Origin of the sequence: Cylindrospermopsis curvispora GIHE-G1, from assembly GCF_014489415.1 — a bacterium.
GTDB lineage: Bacteria > Cyanobacteriota > Cyanobacteriia > Cyanobacteriales > Nostocaceae > Raphidiopsis > Raphidiopsis curvispora_A.
Window position 1 is genome coordinate 137,366 of sequence record NZ_CP060822.1, and the last position, 18,336, is coordinate 155,701.

General features: G+C 41.3%; 20 protein-coding genes. 7 read left to right on the forward strand and 13 right to left on the reverse strand.

Going from position 1 to position 18,336, the window contains the following annotated elements; translation table 11 throughout:
• Window positions 1-42: 42 nt before the first annotated feature.
• From IAR63_RS00635 to ffh, 3 genes are all read right to left on the reverse strand, one after another.
• Window positions 43-462, reverse strand: a complete 420-nt coding sequence (locus IAR63_RS00635; protein WP_057177493.1) for a KH domain-containing protein — start codon at window positions 460-462, stop codon at window positions 43-45.
• Window positions 422-685, reverse strand: a complete 264-nt coding sequence (rpsP, locus tag IAR63_RS00640; RefSeq protein ID WP_006276599.1) for a 30S ribosomal protein S16 — start codon at window positions 683-685, stop codon at window positions 422-424. Before rpsP ends, IAR63_RS00635 begins: the two co-directional genes overlap by 41 nt.
• 91 nt (window positions 686-776) lie before the next feature.
• Entirely contained in the window at window positions 777-2,219 is a 1,443-nt protein-coding gene (ffh, locus tag IAR63_RS00645) for a signal recognition particle protein (RefSeq protein ID WP_187706227.1), read from the reverse strand.
• Between the two features lie 89 nt (window positions 2,220-2,308).
• Between ffh and IAR63_RS00650 the strand changes: the two genes are divergently transcribed.
• From IAR63_RS00650 to IAR63_RS00660, 3 genes are all read left to right on the forward strand, one after another.
• On the forward strand, window positions 2,309-4,012 hold the full coding sequence (locus IAR63_RS00650; protein WP_187706228.1) for a serine/threonine protein kinase: 1,704 nt from the start codon (window positions 2,309-2,311) through the stop codon (window positions 4,010-4,012).
• Window positions 4,013-4,379: 367 nt separating this feature from the next.
• Window positions 4,380-5,558 (forward strand): M20 family metallopeptidase, encoded by a 1,179-nt coding sequence (locus IAR63_RS00655; RefSeq protein ID WP_187706229.1) that lies wholly within the window; start codon window positions 4,380-4,382, stop codon window positions 5,556-5,558.
• Window positions 5,559-5,570: 12 nt separating this feature from the next.
• Window positions 5,571-6,044, forward strand: a complete 474-nt coding sequence (locus IAR63_RS00660) for a hydrogenase maturation protease (RefSeq protein ID WP_187706230.1) — start codon at window positions 5,571-5,573, stop codon at window positions 6,042-6,044.
• Window positions 6,045-6,063: 19 nt separating this feature from the next.
• Here IAR63_RS00660 and IAR63_RS00665 read toward each other — a convergent pair whose 3' ends face one another.
• From IAR63_RS00665 to IAR63_RS00685, 5 genes are all read right to left on the reverse strand, one after another.
• Entirely contained in the window at window positions 6,064-6,438 is a 375-nt protein-coding gene (locus tag IAR63_RS00665) for a hypothetical protein (protein WP_061544907.1), read from the reverse strand.
• 79 nt (window positions 6,439-6,517) lie between these two features.
• Window positions 6,518-6,715, reverse strand: a complete 198-nt coding sequence (locus IAR63_RS00670; protein WP_187706231.1) for a hypothetical protein — start codon at window positions 6,713-6,715, stop codon at window positions 6,518-6,520.
• Window positions 6,716-7,376: 661 nt separating this feature from the next.
• Window positions 7,377-7,973, reverse strand: a complete 597-nt coding sequence (locus tag IAR63_RS00675) for a CBS domain-containing protein (protein WP_187706232.1) — start codon at window positions 7,971-7,973, stop codon at window positions 7,377-7,379.
• A 281-nt stretch (window positions 7,974-8,254) separates the two neighbouring features.
• Window positions 8,255-9,337: a photosystem II q(b) protein gene (gene psbA, locus IAR63_RS00680; protein ID WP_061544908.1), complete on the reverse strand. Its 1,083-nt coding sequence runs from the start codon at window positions 9,335-9,337 to the stop codon at window positions 8,255-8,257.
• Window positions 9,338-9,590: 253 nt separating this feature from the next.
• A complete protein-coding gene (locus IAR63_RS00685) occupies window positions 9,591-9,941 on the reverse strand; it encodes a histidine triad nucleotide-binding protein (protein ID WP_006276606.1) in 351 nt (116 codons plus the stop codon).
• A 171-nt stretch (window positions 9,942-10,112) separates the two neighbouring features.
• On the opposite strand from IAR63_RS00685, the gene IAR63_RS00690 reads away from it, so the two are divergent.
• Entirely contained in the window at window positions 10,113-11,648 is a 1,536-nt protein-coding gene (locus IAR63_RS00690) for a YifB family Mg chelatase-like AAA ATPase (protein WP_187707290.1), read from the forward strand.
• A 28-nt stretch (window positions 11,649-11,676) separates the two neighbouring features.
• Here the strand turns inward: IAR63_RS00690 and nth are convergent, their stop codons facing one another.
• From nth to IAR63_RS00710, 4 genes are all read right to left on the reverse strand, one after another.
• Window positions 11,677-12,330 carry an endonuclease III gene (nth, locus tag IAR63_RS00695; protein WP_187706233.1) on the reverse strand — a complete coding sequence of 218 codons (654 nt, stop codon included), beginning with the start codon at window positions 12,328-12,330 and terminating at the stop codon, window positions 11,677-11,679.
• A gap of 71 nt (window positions 12,331-12,401) precedes the next feature.
• Complete coding sequence (gene rseP / locus IAR63_RS00700) at window positions 12,402-13,496, reverse strand: RIP metalloprotease RseP (protein ID WP_187706234.1); 1,095 nt, start codon at window positions 13,494-13,496, stop codon at window positions 12,402-12,404.
• Window positions 13,497-13,606: 110 nt separating this feature from the next.
• Window positions 13,607-14,569, reverse strand: coding sequence for an isoaspartyl peptidase/L-asparaginase (locus IAR63_RS00705; RefSeq protein ID WP_187706235.1), 963 nt, complete (start codon window positions 14,567-14,569; stop codon window positions 13,607-13,609).
• Window positions 14,570-14,613: 44 nt separating this feature from the next.
• Window positions 14,614-14,766 (reverse strand): DUF2256 domain-containing protein, encoded by a 153-nt coding sequence (locus IAR63_RS00710; protein ID WP_096544765.1) that lies wholly within the window; start codon window positions 14,764-14,766, stop codon window positions 14,614-14,616.
• 104 nt (window positions 14,767-14,870) lie between these two features.
• Here IAR63_RS00710 and IAR63_RS00715 point away from each other — a divergent pair, with 104 nt between their 5' ends.
• Complete coding sequence (locus tag IAR63_RS00715) at window positions 14,871-16,010, forward strand: quinone-dependent dihydroorotate dehydrogenase (protein WP_187706236.1); 1,140 nt, start codon at window positions 14,871-14,873, stop codon at window positions 16,008-16,010.
• Between the two features lie 21 nt (window positions 16,011-16,031).
• Here IAR63_RS00715 and IAR63_RS00720 read toward each other — a convergent pair whose 3' ends face one another.
• A complete protein-coding gene (locus IAR63_RS00720; protein ID WP_187706237.1) occupies window positions 16,032-16,748 on the reverse strand; it encodes a hypothetical protein in 717 nt (238 codons plus the stop codon).
• 222 nt (window positions 16,749-16,970) lie between these two features.
• Here IAR63_RS00720 and nblB point away from each other — a divergent pair, with 222 nt between their 5' ends.
• Entirely contained in the window at window positions 16,971-17,651 is a 681-nt protein-coding gene (gene nblB, locus IAR63_RS00725) for a phycobilisome degradation protein NblB (protein WP_187706238.1), read from the forward strand.
• Between the two features lies 1 nt (window position 17,652).
• Window positions 17,653-18,327, forward strand: coding sequence for a deoxyribose-phosphate aldolase (deoC, locus tag IAR63_RS00730; protein WP_187706239.1), 675 nt, complete (start codon window positions 17,653-17,655; stop codon window positions 18,325-18,327).
• Window positions 18,328-18,336: the final 9 nt, after the last annotated feature.

Below are 18,336 nucleotides of genomic sequence, written 5' to 3' on the forward strand. Positions count from 1 at the left end.
CATTAAAGAAGTTAAGGATCCCAGTATGAGGTTGTTGATAACTTAACGACGGAAACGGGGTTTAGAAAAAGATCCGGGGGTATTTCCACTCCGTGATTTGGGTGGGAATATTTTTTCTTCCTCATCACTTCCATCTGGACTATGGGAATTATTGCCATAAATGTCCAGATATACCGATTGACCCGCTAATTCTGCTGCTGCTGTAACTACAGTCCTAATTGCCTGAATATTGCGTCCTCCCCGACCAAAAACCTTGCCTTTGTCCGTAGGGTCAAAAGCAATGCGAATCCAAGCCCGTTTTAGGGTATTGGACATTTCACAATCGATTCTCAAAGACCCTGGGGAGTCCAAAAATGGTTCCACAAGAAATCTCACCAGTCCCGTATAGTTAGGACTGGTTGTTGATAATTTTGTCTCTAGCTTATGATGATGCGGCGTTGGCACTGACTTGTTCAAAAACATTAGCTTTTACTAAAAGGCGACGAACTGTGTCCGTAGGCTGAGCGCCTTGTTGCAGACGCTTTACAATACCAGGAACATCAAGACGCACTTCATCAGTTCTGGGGTTGTAAAATCCTAGTTCTTCCAAAGGACGACCATCACGACGAGATAGGTCGTTAATGGCAATAATACGGTAGCTTGCTTCCCGCTTTTTACCAAGTCGCTTTAAGCGCAATTTGATCATGTTGAGAGTTTATTCTCCTGTTAATTTATCAGTGGTCATTTTTTGGGCATTAAACCCCAACTATAGCATAGCCATCAAGGAATAGGGAAACCTATAGGGTGCCAAATCCTTTTTTCTTTTTTTCCTTCTTTTTCTTGGTGGTAGGTGGTGCGCCTCCAGGATAACCCCGCCAACCTGGACTGGGACGATTTCCTGCTGCTAGGGGGTTACCCCCACCAAACATACCTGGCGGAAAATTACCCTGTCCCATTTGCTGCATTAGCGATCGCATCTTTTGAAAGTCTGATACTAATTTACTCACATCCGATTCTTTGTAACCAGAACCAGAAGCAATTCGCCTGCGTCTACTAGGAGAGCTAGCCAACAAATCTGGGTCTTTACGCTCTTGCTTAGTCATAGAACTAATCATAGACTCACAGCGTTTTAGTTGGGTTTCTCCTTGTTTCAACTGCTCATCAGAAATTTTATTCATTCCTGGGATTAATTTCATAATCCCACCTAAGGAACCCATATTTTTCATGAGGCGCAGCTGTTTCAGGAAGTCGGTAAAATCAAACCTGGCCGAGAGAATTTTCTCCTGCATTTTCTCAGCATCAGCTAGATCAATTTCCTCCTGTGCTTTTTCCACCAAGGTGAGAACATCACCCATACCCAAAATGCGGGATGCCATGCGATCAGGGTAAAATGGCTGTAGAGCTTCAACCTTTTCCCCTACACCGATAAATTTAATTGGGGCCCCAGAAATTTGCCGCACTGATAAAGCTGCACCACCTCGGCTATCACCATCCATTTTAGTCAAAATAGCACCGGTAATCCCAATCTGCTCATGAAAGGTGCGGGTCAAATTAGCCGCTTCTTGTCCCGTCATGGCATCCACAACTAACAGGGTCTCATCCGGTTTAATAGTTGATTTGATCCTGGATAATTCCGCCATCATGTCCTGGTCTATTTGTAACCTTCCAGCTGTATCAACAATTACTGTGTTGATCCCTTCATTCCTGGCTCTTTCCACTCCTTGACGAGCTATTTCAACTGGGTCAGCATCACTACCCATTTCAAACACAGGTACGTCAATTTGCTTACCTAGGGTGACCAGCTGATCAATAGCTGCGGGACGATATACGTCCGTAGCTACCAGCAAACAACTGCGATTGGTTTTTCTTAAATGCAGGGCTAACTTAGCAGTAGCGGTAGTTTTCCCCGTACCCTGTAAACCAGCCATGAGGACTACGGTGGTTTGGTCTTGTGCTTCTGCTAGAGGTACATTTTCTTCCCCCATGACCTGCACTAGTTCATCATAAACAATTTTGATAAACTGCTGGTCAGGTCGTACTCCAGATATTACCTCTGCTCCCTGGGCCTTGTTCTCAACATCGGCAATAAAATCCTTGACTACCTGTAAGTTAACATCTGCTTCTAACAAGGCACGACGCACTTCTCGCAAGGCATCTTGAATGTTAGATTGGGATATCTTGTCTTGTCCCCGGAGTTTTTTCCAGGCAGCTTCTAAGCGGTCAGATAATGCATCAAACATCTGGTCAAATATGAATTTACATTATATATCATTGTATATAATTTATTATCTTAATTATCTTCTACAATCGACTTGACCTTGGCATTTTTGTGGTTTTGTCCCCAACTAATCAAAGCGCTGTTCATTGCATAAATCCTCACTGTCAACATCCCTATCCCCAACCCTGGGGAAATCGCTTTTGTAGTAGCTGTGGCAGTATTTTGTACCTGCTGGATCGCTATTACCCAATTCAACCTTTAGGTTTAGGTGGTTTCGCCCAGATATATACTGTCTGGGATGTTAAAACTCAAACTCAAAAAGTACTGAAGGTACTCTTGGAAAGTTCTCCAAAAGCATTGGAATTATTTATTCAAGAAGCAGAGGTTTTGAGTCAGTTCCATAATCCTGGAGTACCAAAAGTGGATGGATATTTTCAAGTTCATCTCCCTTACCCCAAACCATACCAGTTAGCTTGTCTGGTAATGGAGAAAATTGAGGGCTATACTTTAGAGCAACTACTTCAAAATTATCCCCATGGTTGTCCAGAGGATTTGGTCTTGAATTGGTTTACCCAAGCTCTGAAAATCCTATGGGAGTTACACACACATAAAATTATTCATCGCGATATCAAACCCTCTAATTTGATGTTGCGTATTCCTTCGTCTAACTCTCATTTAAAGATAGGAAGTTTAGTATTAATAGATTTTGGTGGTGCAAAACAAGTTATAAAAGACACTTTAAAATACCCCTCTTCTACTCGATTATTTTCCCTAGGATATAGTCCACCAGAACAAATAGCAGGAGGAAGTGTGGGACCAAGGGCAGATCTGTATGCTTTAGGAAGGACAATAATTGAATTGTTGACGGGTAAGCACCCTCAAGAACTAGAAGATCCCATGACAGGGAAATTACAATGGCGACAGTTTCGTCGTGTTAATTCTCAATTAGCAGACCTACTAGATGAAATGATAGAGATGGAGGTGGCATACCGCCCCAAGGATGCAGCTAGTATTCAAAAGCGTTTACTGGCAATAACACCAGTCAAATCACCAAGGGCAATTTTTTGGCAATGGCACAATTATCTGTTCCAAATCATTATTCAATTTACCCAAAAAGTTACTAATACAACTATATTGACCATAGTTACCATTGGTAAATGCCTATTTGCTGTTTTGGCAATGATTTGGACGGTAATACTTACAGTTATGGGTGCTGGTGTGGGAACTATATTAGGTTTTTTCCTAGCATATTACACAAAAGTCGGTGATATAGTTGATATATTCATATCTATCCAAGTGAGCGAGCTAATTCGCCAAGTGATGTTTTTTCAACTCATCAACTCCCGAGAAGTTATTGTTTATGCCTTGGCAGGATTGGGCACATCCTGGGGAATTACACTAGCTAGTAGTTTTGGACAAATGAGAAAATTTTTGCCCTCGGGAATTCTGGCCTTAATAGGTTATAGTTTGAGTTGGATGAGTTGGCAACTAGTGGAGCCAGAATACGCAAAACCTATTATTTCCCTACTCATCTCAGTTTCCTTACTCGCCTGTGGTTTACAAATCACAAGTCATACTTTATACTATATACTATATTATCTACTTTTTAACTCTCTTGTGGTCGCTGTTACTTTATCATTTTTAATAAGTCTAAAAACGCCAATTTATTTTATTCATTCCTATAATCAACCCGGTTATCTAGAATTATTTCAATATATAGCATCTTTTACTCTTATAGGTCTGATTAACAGCTTTTGTTTAGGACTAAGCCTTTATGTTATTAGTCCCTGTTTTCGCCGATTTGGATTAAAATAGTCAAACTTGATTTGAGTTGAGGACCTAGCTCTTGCAAAAACAAGACCCCCCCAGGGTGGAACTAACCTCTCTGGGGGGATCACATATTGGATAGTCTATAAGTCTTTCGGTATAGTCAGTTAAGTAAAATATAACCAATCTATTCTATTTTGGCTACCCCTTGAGAGTTCAATTAACAAAAATTTATAAAAAATTTATATTTATGGATTTTTATGGCTTTAACCAGATCCCTTGAAATCATGAAAAAGAGAGAGAGCAGACCTTCCCAAACTTGATAAAAAAAGAATCTCTATATGCTTGAATTAGCCAATTAATCAACTATCATAGTAGGGAGCTTAGCAAAGTACATTCCAAACAACTTCAAATAATGCTAAACCGCATTAAAGATATAAGTAATAATCTTGCACCTCGCTTACGAGAAATTTACCGTCACCTTCACGCCCACCCAGAATTGAGCGGTCAAGAGCATCAAACTGCAGCATTTGTGGCGGGTGTGTTGTCTTCCAGCGGGTTGCACGTCTTGGAGGGAGTGGGTAAAACTGGTGTGGTGGGGGAATTACTCACCAATCATCATGGAGAGGAGATTTTAGCAATTCGTACCGATATGGATGCCCTGCCTATACAAGAACATAGTGGATTAGACTATGCTTCATTAAGGGAGGGAGTGATGCACGCTTGTGGTCATGATGTTCATACCACAGTAGGTCTGGGAACAGCCATGGTGCTATCGGAAATAGCCAACCATGTAGAAGGGAGAATCAGGTTTTTATTTCAACCTGCGGAAGAAATCGCCCAGGGTGCTAGTTGGATGGTACAAGAGGGAGCAATGAATGATGTTTGTGCTATTTTAGGAGTTCATGTTTTTCCCTCTATTTCTGCTGGATCTGTGGGTATTCGTTATGGTGCGCTAACTGCGGCAGCAGACGATTTAGAAATTATTATTTTAGGTGAATCTGGACATGGCGCTCGTCCCCATGAAGCAGTGGATGCAATCTGGATTGCATCTCAAGTAGTTACTGCCCTACAGCAAGCTATTAGTCGAACTCAAAATCCCTTACGTCCTGTCGTATTGAGCATTGGTAAAATTAGTGGTGGTAGAGCCCCAAATGTAATTGCCGACAAAGTTCAGTTATTGGGTACCGTGCGATCGCTTCATCCAGAAACTCGCAGTCAAATGCCAACATGGATAGATAAAATAGTTGCTAACGTTTGTAATTGTTATAATGCCAAATATCAAGTGAATTACCGTCATGGTATATCCAGCGTGCAAAATGATTATTCCCTAACTCAATTATTACAATCTGCTGCGGAAGAAGCATGGGGTAGCGATTACGTACAGGTTTTACCAGAACCCTCTTTAGGAGCAGAGGATTTTTCCGTTTATTTGGATTATGCTCCCGGTTCCATGTTTCGTCTCGGGGTGGGATATAAAGACAGAATTATCAATCATCCCTTACATCATCCTCAATTTGAGGTAGATGACTCTGCAATTATTACCGGAGTTGTGACATTGGCCTATGCAGCATATAAGTACTGGCAAAAATAAGATATATATTCCATGTTAACTATCATCGGATGCGGAAATCTCAATCGTAATGATGACGGTGTGGGGGTAATTATTGCCCAGAAATTACAGCAATATGTGGCGGAAAATCCCCACCCCCAGGTGAGGATTTTTGATTGTGGTACTGGGGGAATAGAAGTGATGTTTCAAGCTAGAGGAAGCAAAAAATTAATTATTGTGGATGCTAGTTGCACGAATTCCCAACCTGGTGCTATATTTAGAGTCCCAGGGAAAGAATTGGAAGATCTACCCCAAATTGGTTATAACCTGCATGATTTCCGTTGGGATCACGCCCTAGCTGCTGGGAGAAAAATCTTTGTGGATGATTTCCCCCAGGATGTGACTGTTTATTTGATTGAATCGGAAAATCTGGGTTTTGGCCTAGATTTAAGTCCTGCTGTTAATCACTCCGCCCAATTAGTTTTTGCTGAACTAATTACAATAATTGAGAGTGTCAACCTTACTTAGGACTTATAAATCCTGGGTTCTACGCCCAATCCCGATAAACAGAGAGTTCATCTACCCTCATTTCAAATGGTATAGCACCAGCATCGGGCGGACAAACACGAATTTTGGCACTACTAACCACACTGTAAAGTAAACTGGCCATGGGGACAATTTTTTGCAAAATTCGCCAATTGCTTACTTGGTCTGGACATTCAATCACTAAAGTCAAAGCTTTAGTGTCTGTTATCATGTACCAACGACAGTAAGAGAGCAGGTTTTGAATATTCCGGTCACACCCATGATAAAAGTAGCGACTGATAGAGTGTTCCAGCTGTTGGCGCAGAATAATATCTGCTGAAGTGGCTTGAATGGGGTGTTGGTCATCAGCGTTGAATCCTGACTTTATTCTAACCATTTCCGTTGATTTTCCTATGTTATTTGTCGGTAGTCGTCACATAAAAAACATCCTTATTGGGTTTTAGAAAAGATTGGACTTAATGATTATAATAAGCACCAATATGATTACAATCTACTCCCCAATAATTATTGCTGGAGAAATATAGATAACTTCTATATTGAACAGGTATGTAGCAGCTGCTGTTACCTGGGGATGCACCACAGCGTAGAGTGAAGATTTTAGTAGGAATGGTCGCCCATCCCGCTTTAATACCTAAACAAGTTTCTCTATCCATAAATGTGCCATGAAATGGATAACCTGAAACATCTGATTAGCTTTGGTGATCATTCCTCCACCACTACGTAACTACCAATAAAACTCTAATTTTCAAATTCTCAATCAGTATTTAGAGGTAGTTTACCATGGTGAACGATTGATTTTGATGTTGTTGCGTTTAAAGATCTAAAGGTCTGATGAGATACCAACAGCATCAGTATTGAATTTATCTTGGTTATCCAATGTACCATGTCGTCCCTGTCTTGAGATTTCCAGCTAGACCTATGATAGACATAACTAACTAAAAAAATGAAATTATTGATACTGTTACCCAGTATAATGTTGATGGAAAAGGAAGCATCATTACTCAATTTTAGCCATCAACTTTGTCTATAGCGTTTTGGCTAAAGCCATAATTTCTAAATTCCAACTAGAATTATGTTCTGGTTTTCTGCTAAATTTCCTATGGATCAGGATATTTATGTTGAATCCTATGAAAGTTGAACACATAGTTTAAGCCCGGACATGTGCCAATATGTCCGGGCTTAACACGGCTAATTTGACCCAAACCTGGTAAGATACTCCCATAGCTTGGCTTATCCCCGTTCTAAAGAGACAGGGATTCATTAAAACCGTTTGTGTATGCTATTTAGGTTGGACTATCTTGCAGGTCATTTCCATCATGCAACGGTAGCTGGTTTCTTGTCTTCACCAAACATTTCTCGAGCGGACCTACAAGGTTTTGGCACACCGTAAAAAGTTGCTTCTGCTTCTAATTCATCTACAATATCCCATGCTTCAATTGCTCGTTTAGAATCTGAACCATAGTTAGCAGAAATCAACCGAGCTTCAGATACAGCTTTTTGTATCTCTTTACGTAAGAACTTCAATTTTGGTTTATCTACAAAGTTACCCTTTGTGATAATATCAGTAACAGAAACAATACCCAATAATTCCCCTTGGATAACTGGTGCACGCCACACACCCGTATTAGCAAATAACCGAGCCACATATTCAACATCCAGGTCAGGATTGACTACCACACAAGGTTTAGTCATAATTTCATACACATGAACTGCTTCCGGATCCCTCCCAAAAGCTGCGACCTTACCTACAATATCCATTTCCGTCACCATCCCATAAGCATCCCCACTGTGACGAGGTTCAACAACCAAAGAGCGTAGACCTTTGAGTCTCATGAGCTTTACTGCTTCTGCTACGGTTGCAGATCCCCGAATAGTAGCAACGTCTTGAGTCATAATATGTTTAGCTCTCATAATTCCTGCTCCTTTAGCTGGGTGAGCGAGTCATTGATTAATTTCTAAACTGTGGCCCTTCAACTCTTGGTGTTTTTCCCCTTCGTTCATCAGTCCAGTGCTTTCGGAAATAAGATTTGCGCAGACTCTATTGTTCAAGTTTAGGTTCACTGCCAACAATTTAGCCTACCTATATAGTATCACTCTCCCTCTCATTAAATATGAATCATTTATAAAGATTGAACCGCAAAAAAAATGCTCCCCATTTCTGGAGAGCATTTTTCAATCAGAATCCTTTGAGATTAACCATTGATTGCAGGAGCAGTCAAAGCAACAGGAGCAACTTCACCAGCAGCTAGGTCTAAGGGGAAGTTGTGAGCATTGCGCTCGTGCATTACTTCCATACCCAAGTTAGCGCGGTTGATTACATCAGCCCAAGTACCGATTACACGACCTTGAGAGTCAATAATGGATTGGTTGAAGTTGAATCCGTTCAGGTTGAATGCCATGGTGCTTACACCTAAAGCAGTAAACCAAATACCAACTACTGGCCATGCAGCCAAGAAGAAGTGTAGAGAACGGCTGTTGTTGAAAGAAGCGTATTGGAATATCAAACGACCAAAGTAGCCATGTGCAGCAACAATGTTATAGGTTTCTTCTTCTTGACCGAACTTGTAACCGTAGTTTTGAGATTCGGTTTCGGTGGTTTCACGCACCAAGGAAGAGGTTACCAAAGAACCGTGCATTGCAGAGAACAAGCTACCACCAAATACACCAGCCACACCTAGCATGTGGAAGGGGTGCATCAAAATGTTGTGCTCAGCTTGGAACACAATCATGAAGTTGAATGTACCGGAAATACCTAAAGGCATACCGTCGGAGAAGGAACCTTGTCCGATGGGGTAGATCAGGAATACTGCAGTAGCAGAAGCCAAAGGCGCAGAGTAGGCTACACAGATCCAAGGACGCATACCCAAGCGGTAGGACAATTCCCACTGACGACCTAAGTAGCAAGCGCAACCGATCAGGAAGTGGAAAATCACCAACTGGTAAGGACCACCGTTATATAACCACTCATCTAAGGAAGCAGCTTCCCATATGGGATAGAAGTGCAAACCAATAGCGTTGGAGGAAGGAACAACTGCACCAGAGATGATGTTGTTTCCGTAAATCAAAGATCCTGCTACGGGCTCGCGGATACCATCAATATCCACGGGAGGAGCAGCGATGAAAGCGATAATGAAACAGGTGGTTGCAGCCAATAGGGTAGGGATCATTAATACTCCGAACCAACCGACATAGATACGGTTTTCGGTGCTGGTGATGAATTCACAGAAACGATCCCATACGCTAGCGTTGGAGCGCTGTTGTAAGGTTGTGGTCATTTTTTATGATTGCTTTATGAGCTTTATGATTATGATAATTAAGTAGGCGGTTATTCCTACTTGACATACCACTTTAAAGGATAGGTCTATTATTGTAAAGGGGTTTGTTATTAGTAAATCTGATAACATTTCCTGATTATGATAAGTTTATCAAATAGTTTTGGAATACAAACCTCCCACGAGGAGTAACCCCCAGATTGATGTCCTACTTTTTCTATTAGCACGGGGATGGATCCGGCGATTTTGGGCTTTTTCAACCCGGAGGCCAGGACAAGGATCTTCCCCCTAGGATATGTATGTGCAGGTGATAGACTGTTTGTCCTCCGTCCTGTCCTGTATTCATAACTACGCGATAACCCTGTTCAAGACCCGCTATTTGGGCAACTTTTTGTACGGTTAATAATAAGTGTCCTAACAACAGCTGGTCTTCTGCTTGTGCAGTAGCTAGATTGACTATGGGTTTCTTGGGTATGACCAGAATGTGAGTAGGTGCTTGGGGGTTAACATCTGTAAATGCTAAAGCCAATTCATCCTCATAAACTATGTTGGCGGGTATTTCCCGACGGATGATTTTACCGAAAATGGTGTCTGGAGTTAAAGTCATGAAGAATTGCTGTTAAATATTGCTAAAGTGGTTTGTCTGTAAATTTTAGGACAAATCTGGCCATCTCAAAAGTAGTTTTAGAGTAGTTTTGCGTAATTTCCCCAATGGCAATCTGGGAAAAAATCTGCTTTTATAAAGTGGAGTGATATGAAAATTTCTTCCTATAAGGAAATGCTATCTAGAGTCTGGAGTGCATCCATTATTGGTATAGATGCTGTGAAAGTAGGCGTAGAAGTGGACATTTCTGGTGGAGGATTACCAGGAATTATCATTTTAGGTTTACCTGATTCAGCAATTCAAGAGTCTAAGGAAAGGGTAAAAGCAACCTTGAGAAATGCGGGTTTTAACGTTCCTGTACGTAAGATAGTGATTAATCTGACTCCTGCAGATCTCAGGAAAGAGGGACCTGCTTTCGACGTACCTATTAGTATAGGAATTTTGGCCGCATCGGAACAGGTCAATCCTGATTTGTTGGGAGAATTTTTGTTTTTGGGTGAGGTTTCCCTAGATGGTACACTCCTACCTGTTACAGGGGTTCTACCCATTGCAGCTGCTGCTGAAAAATTGGGGATTAGCAGTTTAGTAGTACCCATGGAAAATACTCAAGAAGCAGCAGTAGTAGAGGGTTTAAATGTTTACGGTTGTACTAACATTTTACAAGTGGTGGATTTATTAAATAACATCAACAACTACCATAAGGTAAGTTTAAAAACCACCCAGGAAAGTCTCTTATCTACATCTTCTAACTCGGCGGATTTGCAGGATGTTAAGGGTCAATCCCACGCCCGGAGAGCATTAGAAATCGCCGCTGCAGGGGGACACAATTTGATTTTTGTCGGTCCCCCCGGGAGTGGAAAAACAATGTTAGCCAGACGCTTACCGGGGATTTTGCCACCATTAGAATTTTCTGAGTCTTTGGAGGTAACTCGCATTCATTCTGTTGCTGGTTTATTGAAAAACCGTGGTTCATTAGTGCGCGAGCGTCCTTTTCGCAGTCCCCACCACTCCGCTTCCGGTCCATCCCTAGTTGGAGGTGGCAGTTTTCCTCGTCCCGGAGAAATTTCATTATCCCATAGAGGTGTGCTTTTTTTAGATGAATTAACAGAATTTAAAAGGGATGTTTTGGAATTTTTGAGACAACCTTTAGAAGATGGATATGTAACTATTTCTCGTACTCGTCAATCAGTAGTTTTTCCAGCACAATTTACTTTGGTTGCTAGTACCAATCCCTGTCCTTGTGGATATTATGGTGATGCAGTCCAACCATGCACTTGCTCCCCCCGACAACGAGAACAATATTGGGCAAAGTTATCGGGTCCATTAATGGATAGAATTGACTTACAGGTAGCAGTAAACCGGTTAAAACCAGAGGAAATTACCCGCGACACCACCGGAGAATCCTCCAAAACCGTCAGAGAAAGAGTGCAAAAGGTCAGAGCTATTGCTAATCTTAGGTTTAAGTCGGAACCCCATGTTAAATGCAATGCTCAAATGCAAAGTCGTCATCTACAAAAATGGTGCAAATTAGATGGTACAAGTCTTAAACTCTTAGAAAATGCAATTACACGACTAGGACTTTCCGCACGAGCAAGTGATCGCATTCTTAAAGTAGCACGGACTATTGCGGATTTGGTAGATGAGGAAAACTTAAAGTCTCAACATGTAGCAGAGGCTATTCAATATAGAACTATAGATAGAATCCAGTAGAGAGTTGCAATAGATTTTTATTTTTTTATTAAAGTTTTTTAGCACATACATCAACTAAATCGCAACTTTTACAACTGGGAGATCTAGCTTTACAAACCGCACGACCATGATATATTAATCTGATTGACCAGTTTTCCCATTCTGGTTGGGGTAGTAGCTCCATTAAATCTTTCTCTATGCTAATTGGTTCGGTACTTTCTGTTAAACCTAACCGTTGACTCAATCTTTTAACGTGGGTATCCACTGTCACCCCCCCATTAATACCATAAGCATGAGCTAAGACCACATTTGCCGTTTTTCTTGCTACCCCGGGTAGTTTTAATAGATCCTCCATCTTATTTGGAACAATTGAGTTAAAATCACTCACTATCATCGTACACGCAGATTTAATGTTCTTAGCTTTGTTGCGATAAAACCCAGTAGAATGCACTAATTTCTCCAATTCTAATACATCTGCTTCTGCTAAACTTTGGACATCGGGAAAGCGACCAAATAAATCTGGGGTTACTTTATTAACTCTTTCATCCGTGCATTGTGCGGAAAGAATAGTGGCCACCAAAAGTTGGACTGGGGTTTGATAGTTTAGAGAACAGGTTGCATCAGGATAAAGACGATAAAGACGAGAGAGAATTTCTAAAGCTAGTCCCCTTTTAGATAGTTTGGAGATTTTTTTATTACCCATGGAGACCCAGGATCTGATGATTTTAACATTGCGACTAACCGGTACTTATCCGATTAGTCGGTGATTTGGAATTACATTTTCTGAAATATTTGTTGGATAAAGCTTAACTGGAGAGTTTCTTTAAAAATCAAGAAAATTCCCAGTCCTAGTAACACCACTAATCCAGTTTGCATAACCCCCTCTTGAATTTTCATAGGTAGGGGTTTACCAAATAGACCTTCAATCAACAGAAAAAACAATTGTCCACCGTCCAAAGCTGGTAATGGTAAAATGTTGATAACTGCTAAGTTAATACTAATTATAGCTGCAAATGACAGGAGATTTGCACTATTATCTGCTGCTAATTTAGCACCAATTTTGACAATATTGACCGGACCCGACACCTGACTGGCGGTTTGTTGAAAGTTAGTGATTAGTTGTCCAAATCCTTTAATTGTGCCCACAAATAACTGCTGGAATCTCTCTCCTGCAACGGTAAAAATCTGCATGGGATTTTGGGGACGCTCGTAAACAGCTTTACCATTGGGCGCAAGTTCCACACCTACCAATCCTTTCCCTTCTGGATTTTCCCCAGGGGTGATTTGTAGGGTAATTTCCCGGTCTTGACGTTGGAGTTGCAAATCAATTGGTTGACCGGGATGGTTTTGAATTTCCTGTGTTAGATATAAGGTGGAATCTTTACCAGCTACTAATTCACGTCCACTAACGCTAAGAACAATATCACCTTCTCTAATACCAGCCTGGTAAGCTATTGATTGCTCGTTAATTGGTTTGATTAAAACTCCAGGTTGATATTGAAATTCCTTTGGTATACCTACAACACCTAACTGCAAGGCAAGGACTAAATAAGCAAACACCAGATTTGCCATCACGCCAGCACTAATGACAATTGCTCGATCTAGAATAGGACGATTTCGCAATAGGTTGGGATCATTAGGGGGAATTGTGCTATCAGGATCATCATCGGGGAAACCCACAAAACCACCCAGGGGGAAAGCACGAATTGTGTATTCCGTTTGTGATCCTTGATATTTCAACAAAATAGGACCAAAACCCAGGGAAAAACGGTTGGCATAAATCCCTTGGGATCTAGCTGCTATAAAATGTCCCAACTCATGTACTAAGATAAGGGTCGCCAAAACTGCTATCGCTGCTAAAACTGACATAGAGCAAATTAGTCAACATACTGAAAATATATATCCTAATTCTAGTTGGATTTTATTCCAGTTTGGGAATTTCTCAAGAAACAGGGCGGGTTTACCCTACTGGCCCCGATCTAACCTATTCCAACTAGTTCTCCATCATTCCATTCCAGGGTATCACCAATGCTCTGACCATTGTGATAAGCTGCCAATAGTATTTCACTAGTCTTACCATAGGATATGTTTCCCGTGCAATCTAGGGCGATCGCACCTAAATCTCTTTGGTTTTTACTGGCTTCGGTAAAGGAACGCCACATCGCTTCCTTTAAAGACATCCCATCGCTAACACGAACCGCAATTTTGGCAGCTAAACACTCGTCAATGATATCTTCTCCAATACCTGTACAACTTATTGCTGCGTATCTGGTAGCATAGTTACCTGCTGGCATAGCAGAATCACTGACTCTACCAATGCGTTCAAAGCCTTTACCACCAGTAGAAGTGCCTGCAGCCAATTGCCCAAAGGTATCTAAGGCTACTACGCCAATGGTTCCCCTCCCAGCTTCAGGATCTGGGGTTTCCGGTTCGGCAACTACTCCAGCCATAGTTCTCTTAAATTTGTCTTCTCTTTCTTGTATCCATTCTTTGAGTCGTAAATCTGTCAAGGCACTATAACTAGGAACTTGTAACTCTCGTGCTAACTCCAGGGAACCATGATCGGACAATACCCGGTCAGGAGATTGTTGTAGAAATAGGGCCATTTCAATGGGGTTTTTCACCCGAGAAACGTTAATTACTCCACTAAATTTGCCAGATGTGCCATCCATAAAAGAAGCACTCATGCGAATTTGACCATCGGACTGCAGGACTGAACCTGTGCCAGCATTAAAACGGGGATCGTCTTCCAGGAGTTGACAACCCCTAACTACTGCTTCGCTGGCAGATACACCAGAGAGTAGCATTGAGTATACATCTTCTATGACGTTATGGAGCGATCGCCTGACAGCGGCTAATCCCCCTTTGCTTTGGAGGGAACTACCCGCTCCACCATGGATAATCAGTTTAGGCTGTACTTGAGTTTGTGTTGATGAAGTCATTTATTAGTTTAACTATGTATGTATTTAAGTAAGATGGTTAACTTTCACTTAGCTTGAGAACGACGCCGACGACAACGTTCCGAACAGTATTTCACATCATCCCAACAATCTTGCCATTTTTTCCTCCAAGTGAAGGGAAGTTGGCACACAGGGCAAATTTTTTCCGGTAGGTTAGACTTAGAAAGTTTACGCCCCATAGATTAATTTATGGTATGTGGTGGTTTTTGGTATTTTAGTGTATTTTAGTAATGGCAAAATTTTACCATCAACCTTATTCTTAACTAGCGTATTATAACCTAAATTGGATATCTATAAGGCAGTAATTCTTCCATTTTTATTTACTCTGATAAAAGCAGATCCAGAATGGTTACACGGTGGGCTGATAAGTTCCCTAGACTGGTTTCTACAACCTTCCCATCCTTACCGTGCTATATGGTTGAAATCTTTTGTCGGGGATTCTTTATGTGTCCATGACAATAGGTTAAAACAGAACCTATTCGGTTTGAATTTTCCTAACCCCCTGGGTTTGGCCGCAGGATTTGATAAGGATGGTATGGGATCTCACTTTTGGTCCAGGTTCGGTTTTGGCTTTGCTGAGTTAGGTACTGTCACCTATCATGGACAACCAGGAAATCCCCCACCTCGTTTGTTTCGTTTACCTATGGACTTAGCAGCTCTTAACCGTATGGGCTTTAATAATTCGGGTGCTGCTGCTATGGCCGCAAGACTAACTGCACTTTATCAACAACAGCTACCTGCCATACCTATAGGTATAAATCTTGGTAAGTCTAAAATCACCCCCCTAGAAGCAGCAGCAACAGACTATCTGCAAAGCTTTCGTTTGCTAAAGAATTTAGGTGATTATTTTGTAGTCAATGTTTCTTCTCCTAATACACCAGGACTGCGATCGCTTCAGGATGGAGCTATGCTTAGTCAAATATTGGAGGTCATTCAAACAGAAAACAGTATACAAAACCAACCCAAGCCATTATTTGTCAAAATAGCACCTGACCTAGAATGGGAAGCAATAGTAGACATTATTAATCTTGCCCAAACCTATAAACTGGCGGGGATTATTGCCACTAACACTACTATTAGTCGTCAAGGACTGAAAACCCAAGTGATTGAAAAAACCGGTAACCCACCCCAAGTGGAAGCAGGAGGGATTAGCGGATTACCATTACGTCAACCCTCCACAGAAATTATACGTTTTATTTATAAACAAAGCCAAGGTCAAATACCAATTATTGGTGTGGGAGGGATTTTTACCGCAGAGGACGCCTGGGAAAAAATTACAGCAGGTGCAAGTTTAATCCAGGTTTATACTGGTTGGATTTATGAGGGACCAATGATGGCAAGCCGAATCTTGACAGGATTATTAGCAAAACTGCAAAATCACGGCTTGGGTTCCATTGGTGATGCGGTGGGAATCCTTACTTAAATCCACTAAATCCACCACTGCTTATTTATCCAGGGGGAAAAACTCTCTATTTTTGCGAGAGTAAGACCAGGCAATCCCCTCTGGGTCTCGACTGCGAGTCCATTCGGAAAAATCAGGATCATTGCGTCGTTTGTAGACTGTACTTGAATAAACACCTAAGCGTTGGGCCAATTCAGACTGGATTAAGGAACCAAAAGCTAACTGTCTCTCTAGGGATTTGGTTTGCAAGCTATTAGTGATTTGACCTTCTTTATCTCCTTCCCTACCCTCTAAAACAAGTACAGGTGGAGATAGTAGAGATCTGGGCTCCTTGGTTACTGATCTACCAACTGGTTTGATATCTGATTCGCTACCATCTAAAATCTCGCCCAGAATACTCCCAGTGATAAAGTAGTAGTATGGACTGTCGGTTTCTGAGTCTACCAGATTGACACCAAATTCCTTGGCTTTCTTTTCTAGGTAGCGTTTTGCCTCGTCTCCTGGAAAATTTCCCCTGATGGCCAGGTCAACCGAGGAGATTTTTCCCTGATTTTCCTCAATTAACTCATAAAACAGAGGATTTACCTGATCACACCATTTTTCCCACCTATACTTTTGCCACAGATTAAAACTCATGATGACCAATAACCCTATGAGTAAAAACTTCCAGGTGTTGAGAACGAAAATAATCAAAAAAGAAATCGGCAAAATGATTACGAGAAAACTTTTGCCGTAGTTTTCCATGTTTGTTTGAGTCATGCTGATTTTTGCCAGGTGGCCTTTTACAGAATAATATTTCCATTATTTCTATCTTGGCAAAAATTGACCCCTTTTTTGTATTCCCTGGCAAAATTTCCACTACCAGTTGGCAAAAACCACCAATTTTTGCGGTTTTACCCCTTCTAAAATCCTACAACTGATTATCTTCCTACCTACCCGGTCACACCCAAATCCCAATTATATTCTTCAAATTTAAAAACAATGGCTCACATATCTTATGAAACGGTTAAAGAACTACTCAGTTCTGAAAATTTAGGCGATCGCCTTCGTGGTGTGAATCAAATTAGGGAATTGGCACCCGGACAGGGTTTAGAATTATTACAAATTGCCATTAAAGATCAAAACTCAAGAGTGCGTTATTGTGCTGTAAGTCAATTAGACACATTAGGATCCGAGGATTTAGATTTTTCCCTAAATATTTTAAGAGAGTTGCTAAATGATAATGAAGCGGATGTACAAGCAGCAGCAGCTGATTGTTTAGGGGCGCTAAAACTACAAGTGGCCTTTCCCGATTTAGAAAAGCTCTACCATGAGACCCCGGAATGGGTAGTAAAATTCAGCATAATTGCCACCCTTGGATCCCTGGGAGATCCAAGGGGAGTAGATTTGCTCAAAAAAGCCCTGGAATCAGATAACGGTTTAGTCCAAAGTGCGGCCATTAGTTCCCTAGGTGAATTGGGCAACCCTGAAGCAGTAACCATCCTAGCTCCCTATACTCAAAACCCAGATTGGCAAGTACGTCATCGCTTAGTTCATGCTTTAGCAAATTTAGGTGGAAAAGAGGCTAGGAAAATTCTAGAAGTGTTGGCTACTGACTCAGTAGAAGCAGTTGCAAAAGAAGCCAAGGATGTTCTTAACCATGAAATTGAGGTAGAATCTTGATATGACAACAGACTACCCAAAAATTGATATTGCCCCATTTATTGATCATTCCCTGCTTTTACCTACCACAACAGAACCGCAGGTAGAAAAGTGGTGTGAAGACGCGTACAGATTTAATTTTGCTGCAGTTTGTATTCACCCATCCCATGTTAAGCAAGCGGCGGAGCTATTACACAACAAAAAGCCACAAGTATGTACTGTAATTGGATTTCCCACCGGGTTGACCACCTCAACAGTCAAATTATATGAAGCACAGGAGGCGGTGGAAAATGGTGCCACGGAGTTAGATTTAATGATTAACTTAGGCTGGTTAAAAATCGGCAAGACTGAGCAATTACACCGAGAAATTGCCACAATTTGCGAAGAAACTGGGAAACCAATCAAAGTAATTTTAGAAACCAGTTTACTGACAGATGCGGAAAAAAAAGTAGCTGCTGAAATAGCCATGGATGCGGGTGCGGCATTTTTAAAAACTAGTACGGGTTGGAATGGTGGAGCAACAGTGAAAGATGTGCAATTTTTAAAACAACTAACAAAAGAAAGGGTGGGAATAAAAGCTTCCGGAGGGATTCGTACCCATCAAGAGGCTATAGATCTAATTATGGCCGGTGCAACCAGACTGGGTACATCTCGTGGAATAGACTTACTCCATCAGCGCCTGGATACAGAAAAATAACAGGGGTAA

What these genes read in the sequence shown, in the direction of transcription:
- IAR63_RS00635 (WP_057177493.1), bottom strand. Translation starts at nt 462, where the DNA reads ATGTTTTTGAACAAGTCAGTGCCAACGCCGCATCATCATAAGCTAGAG.
- rpsP (WP_006276599.1), bottom strand. Translation starts at nt 685, where the DNA reads ATGATCAAATTGCGCTTAAAGCGACTTGGTAAAAAGCGGGAAGCAAGC.
- ffh (WP_187706227.1), bottom strand. Translation starts at nt 2,219, where the DNA reads ATGTTTGATGCATTATCTGACCGCTTAGAAGCTGCCTGGAAAAAACTC.
- IAR63_RS00655 (WP_187706229.1), top strand. Translation starts at nt 4,380, where the DNA reads ATGCTAAACCGCATTAAAGATATAAGTAATAATCTTGCACCTCGCTTA.
- IAR63_RS00660 (WP_187706230.1), top strand. Translation starts at nt 5,571, where the DNA reads ATGTTAACTATCATCGGATGCGGAAATCTCAATCGTAATGATGACGGT.
- IAR63_RS00665 (WP_061544907.1), bottom strand. Translation starts at nt 6,438, where the DNA reads ATGGTTAGAATAAAGTCAGGATTCAACGCTGATGACCAACACCCCATT.
- IAR63_RS00670 (WP_187706231.1), bottom strand. Translation starts at nt 6,715, where the DNA reads ATGGATAGAGAAACTTGTTTAGGTATTAAAGCGGGATGGGCGACCATT.
- IAR63_RS00675 (WP_187706232.1), bottom strand. Translation starts at nt 7,973, where the DNA reads ATGAGAGCTAAACATATTATGACTCAAGACGTTGCTACTATTCGGGGA.
- psbA (WP_061544908.1), bottom strand. Translation starts at nt 9,337, where the DNA reads ATGACCACAACCTTACAACAGCGCTCCAACGCTAGCGTATGGGATCGT.
- IAR63_RS00685 (WP_006276606.1), bottom strand. Translation starts at nt 9,941, where the DNA reads ATGACTTTAACTCCAGACACCATTTTCGGTAAAATCATCCGTCGGGAA.
- IAR63_RS00690 (WP_187707290.1), top strand. Translation starts at nt 10,113, where the DNA reads ATGCTATCTAGAGTCTGGAGTGCATCCATTATTGGTATAGATGCTGTG.
- nth (WP_187706233.1), bottom strand. Translation starts at nt 12,330, where the DNA reads ATGGGTAATAAAAAAATCTCCAAACTATCTAAAAGGGGACTAGCTTTA.
- rseP (WP_187706234.1), bottom strand. Translation starts at nt 13,496, where the DNA reads ATGTCAGTTTTAGCAGCGATAGCAGTTTTGGCGACCCTTATCTTAGTA.
- IAR63_RS00705 (WP_187706235.1), bottom strand. Translation starts at nt 14,569, where the DNA reads ATGACTTCATCAACACAAACTCAAGTACAGCCTAAACTGATTATCCAT.
- IAR63_RS00710 (WP_096544765.1), bottom strand. Translation starts at nt 14,766, where the DNA reads ATGGGGCGTAAACTTTCTAAGTCTAACCTACCGGAAAAAATTTGCCCT.
- IAR63_RS00720 (WP_187706237.1), bottom strand. Translation starts at nt 16,748, where the DNA reads ATGACTCAAACAAACATGGAAAACTACGGCAAAAGTTTTCTCGTAATC.
- nblB (WP_187706238.1), top strand. Translation starts at nt 16,971, where the DNA reads ATGGCTCACATATCTTATGAAACGGTTAAAGAACTACTCAGTTCTGAA.
- deoC (WP_187706239.1), top strand. Translation starts at nt 17,653, where the DNA reads ATGACAACAGACTACCCAAAAATTGATATTGCCCCATTTATTGATCAT.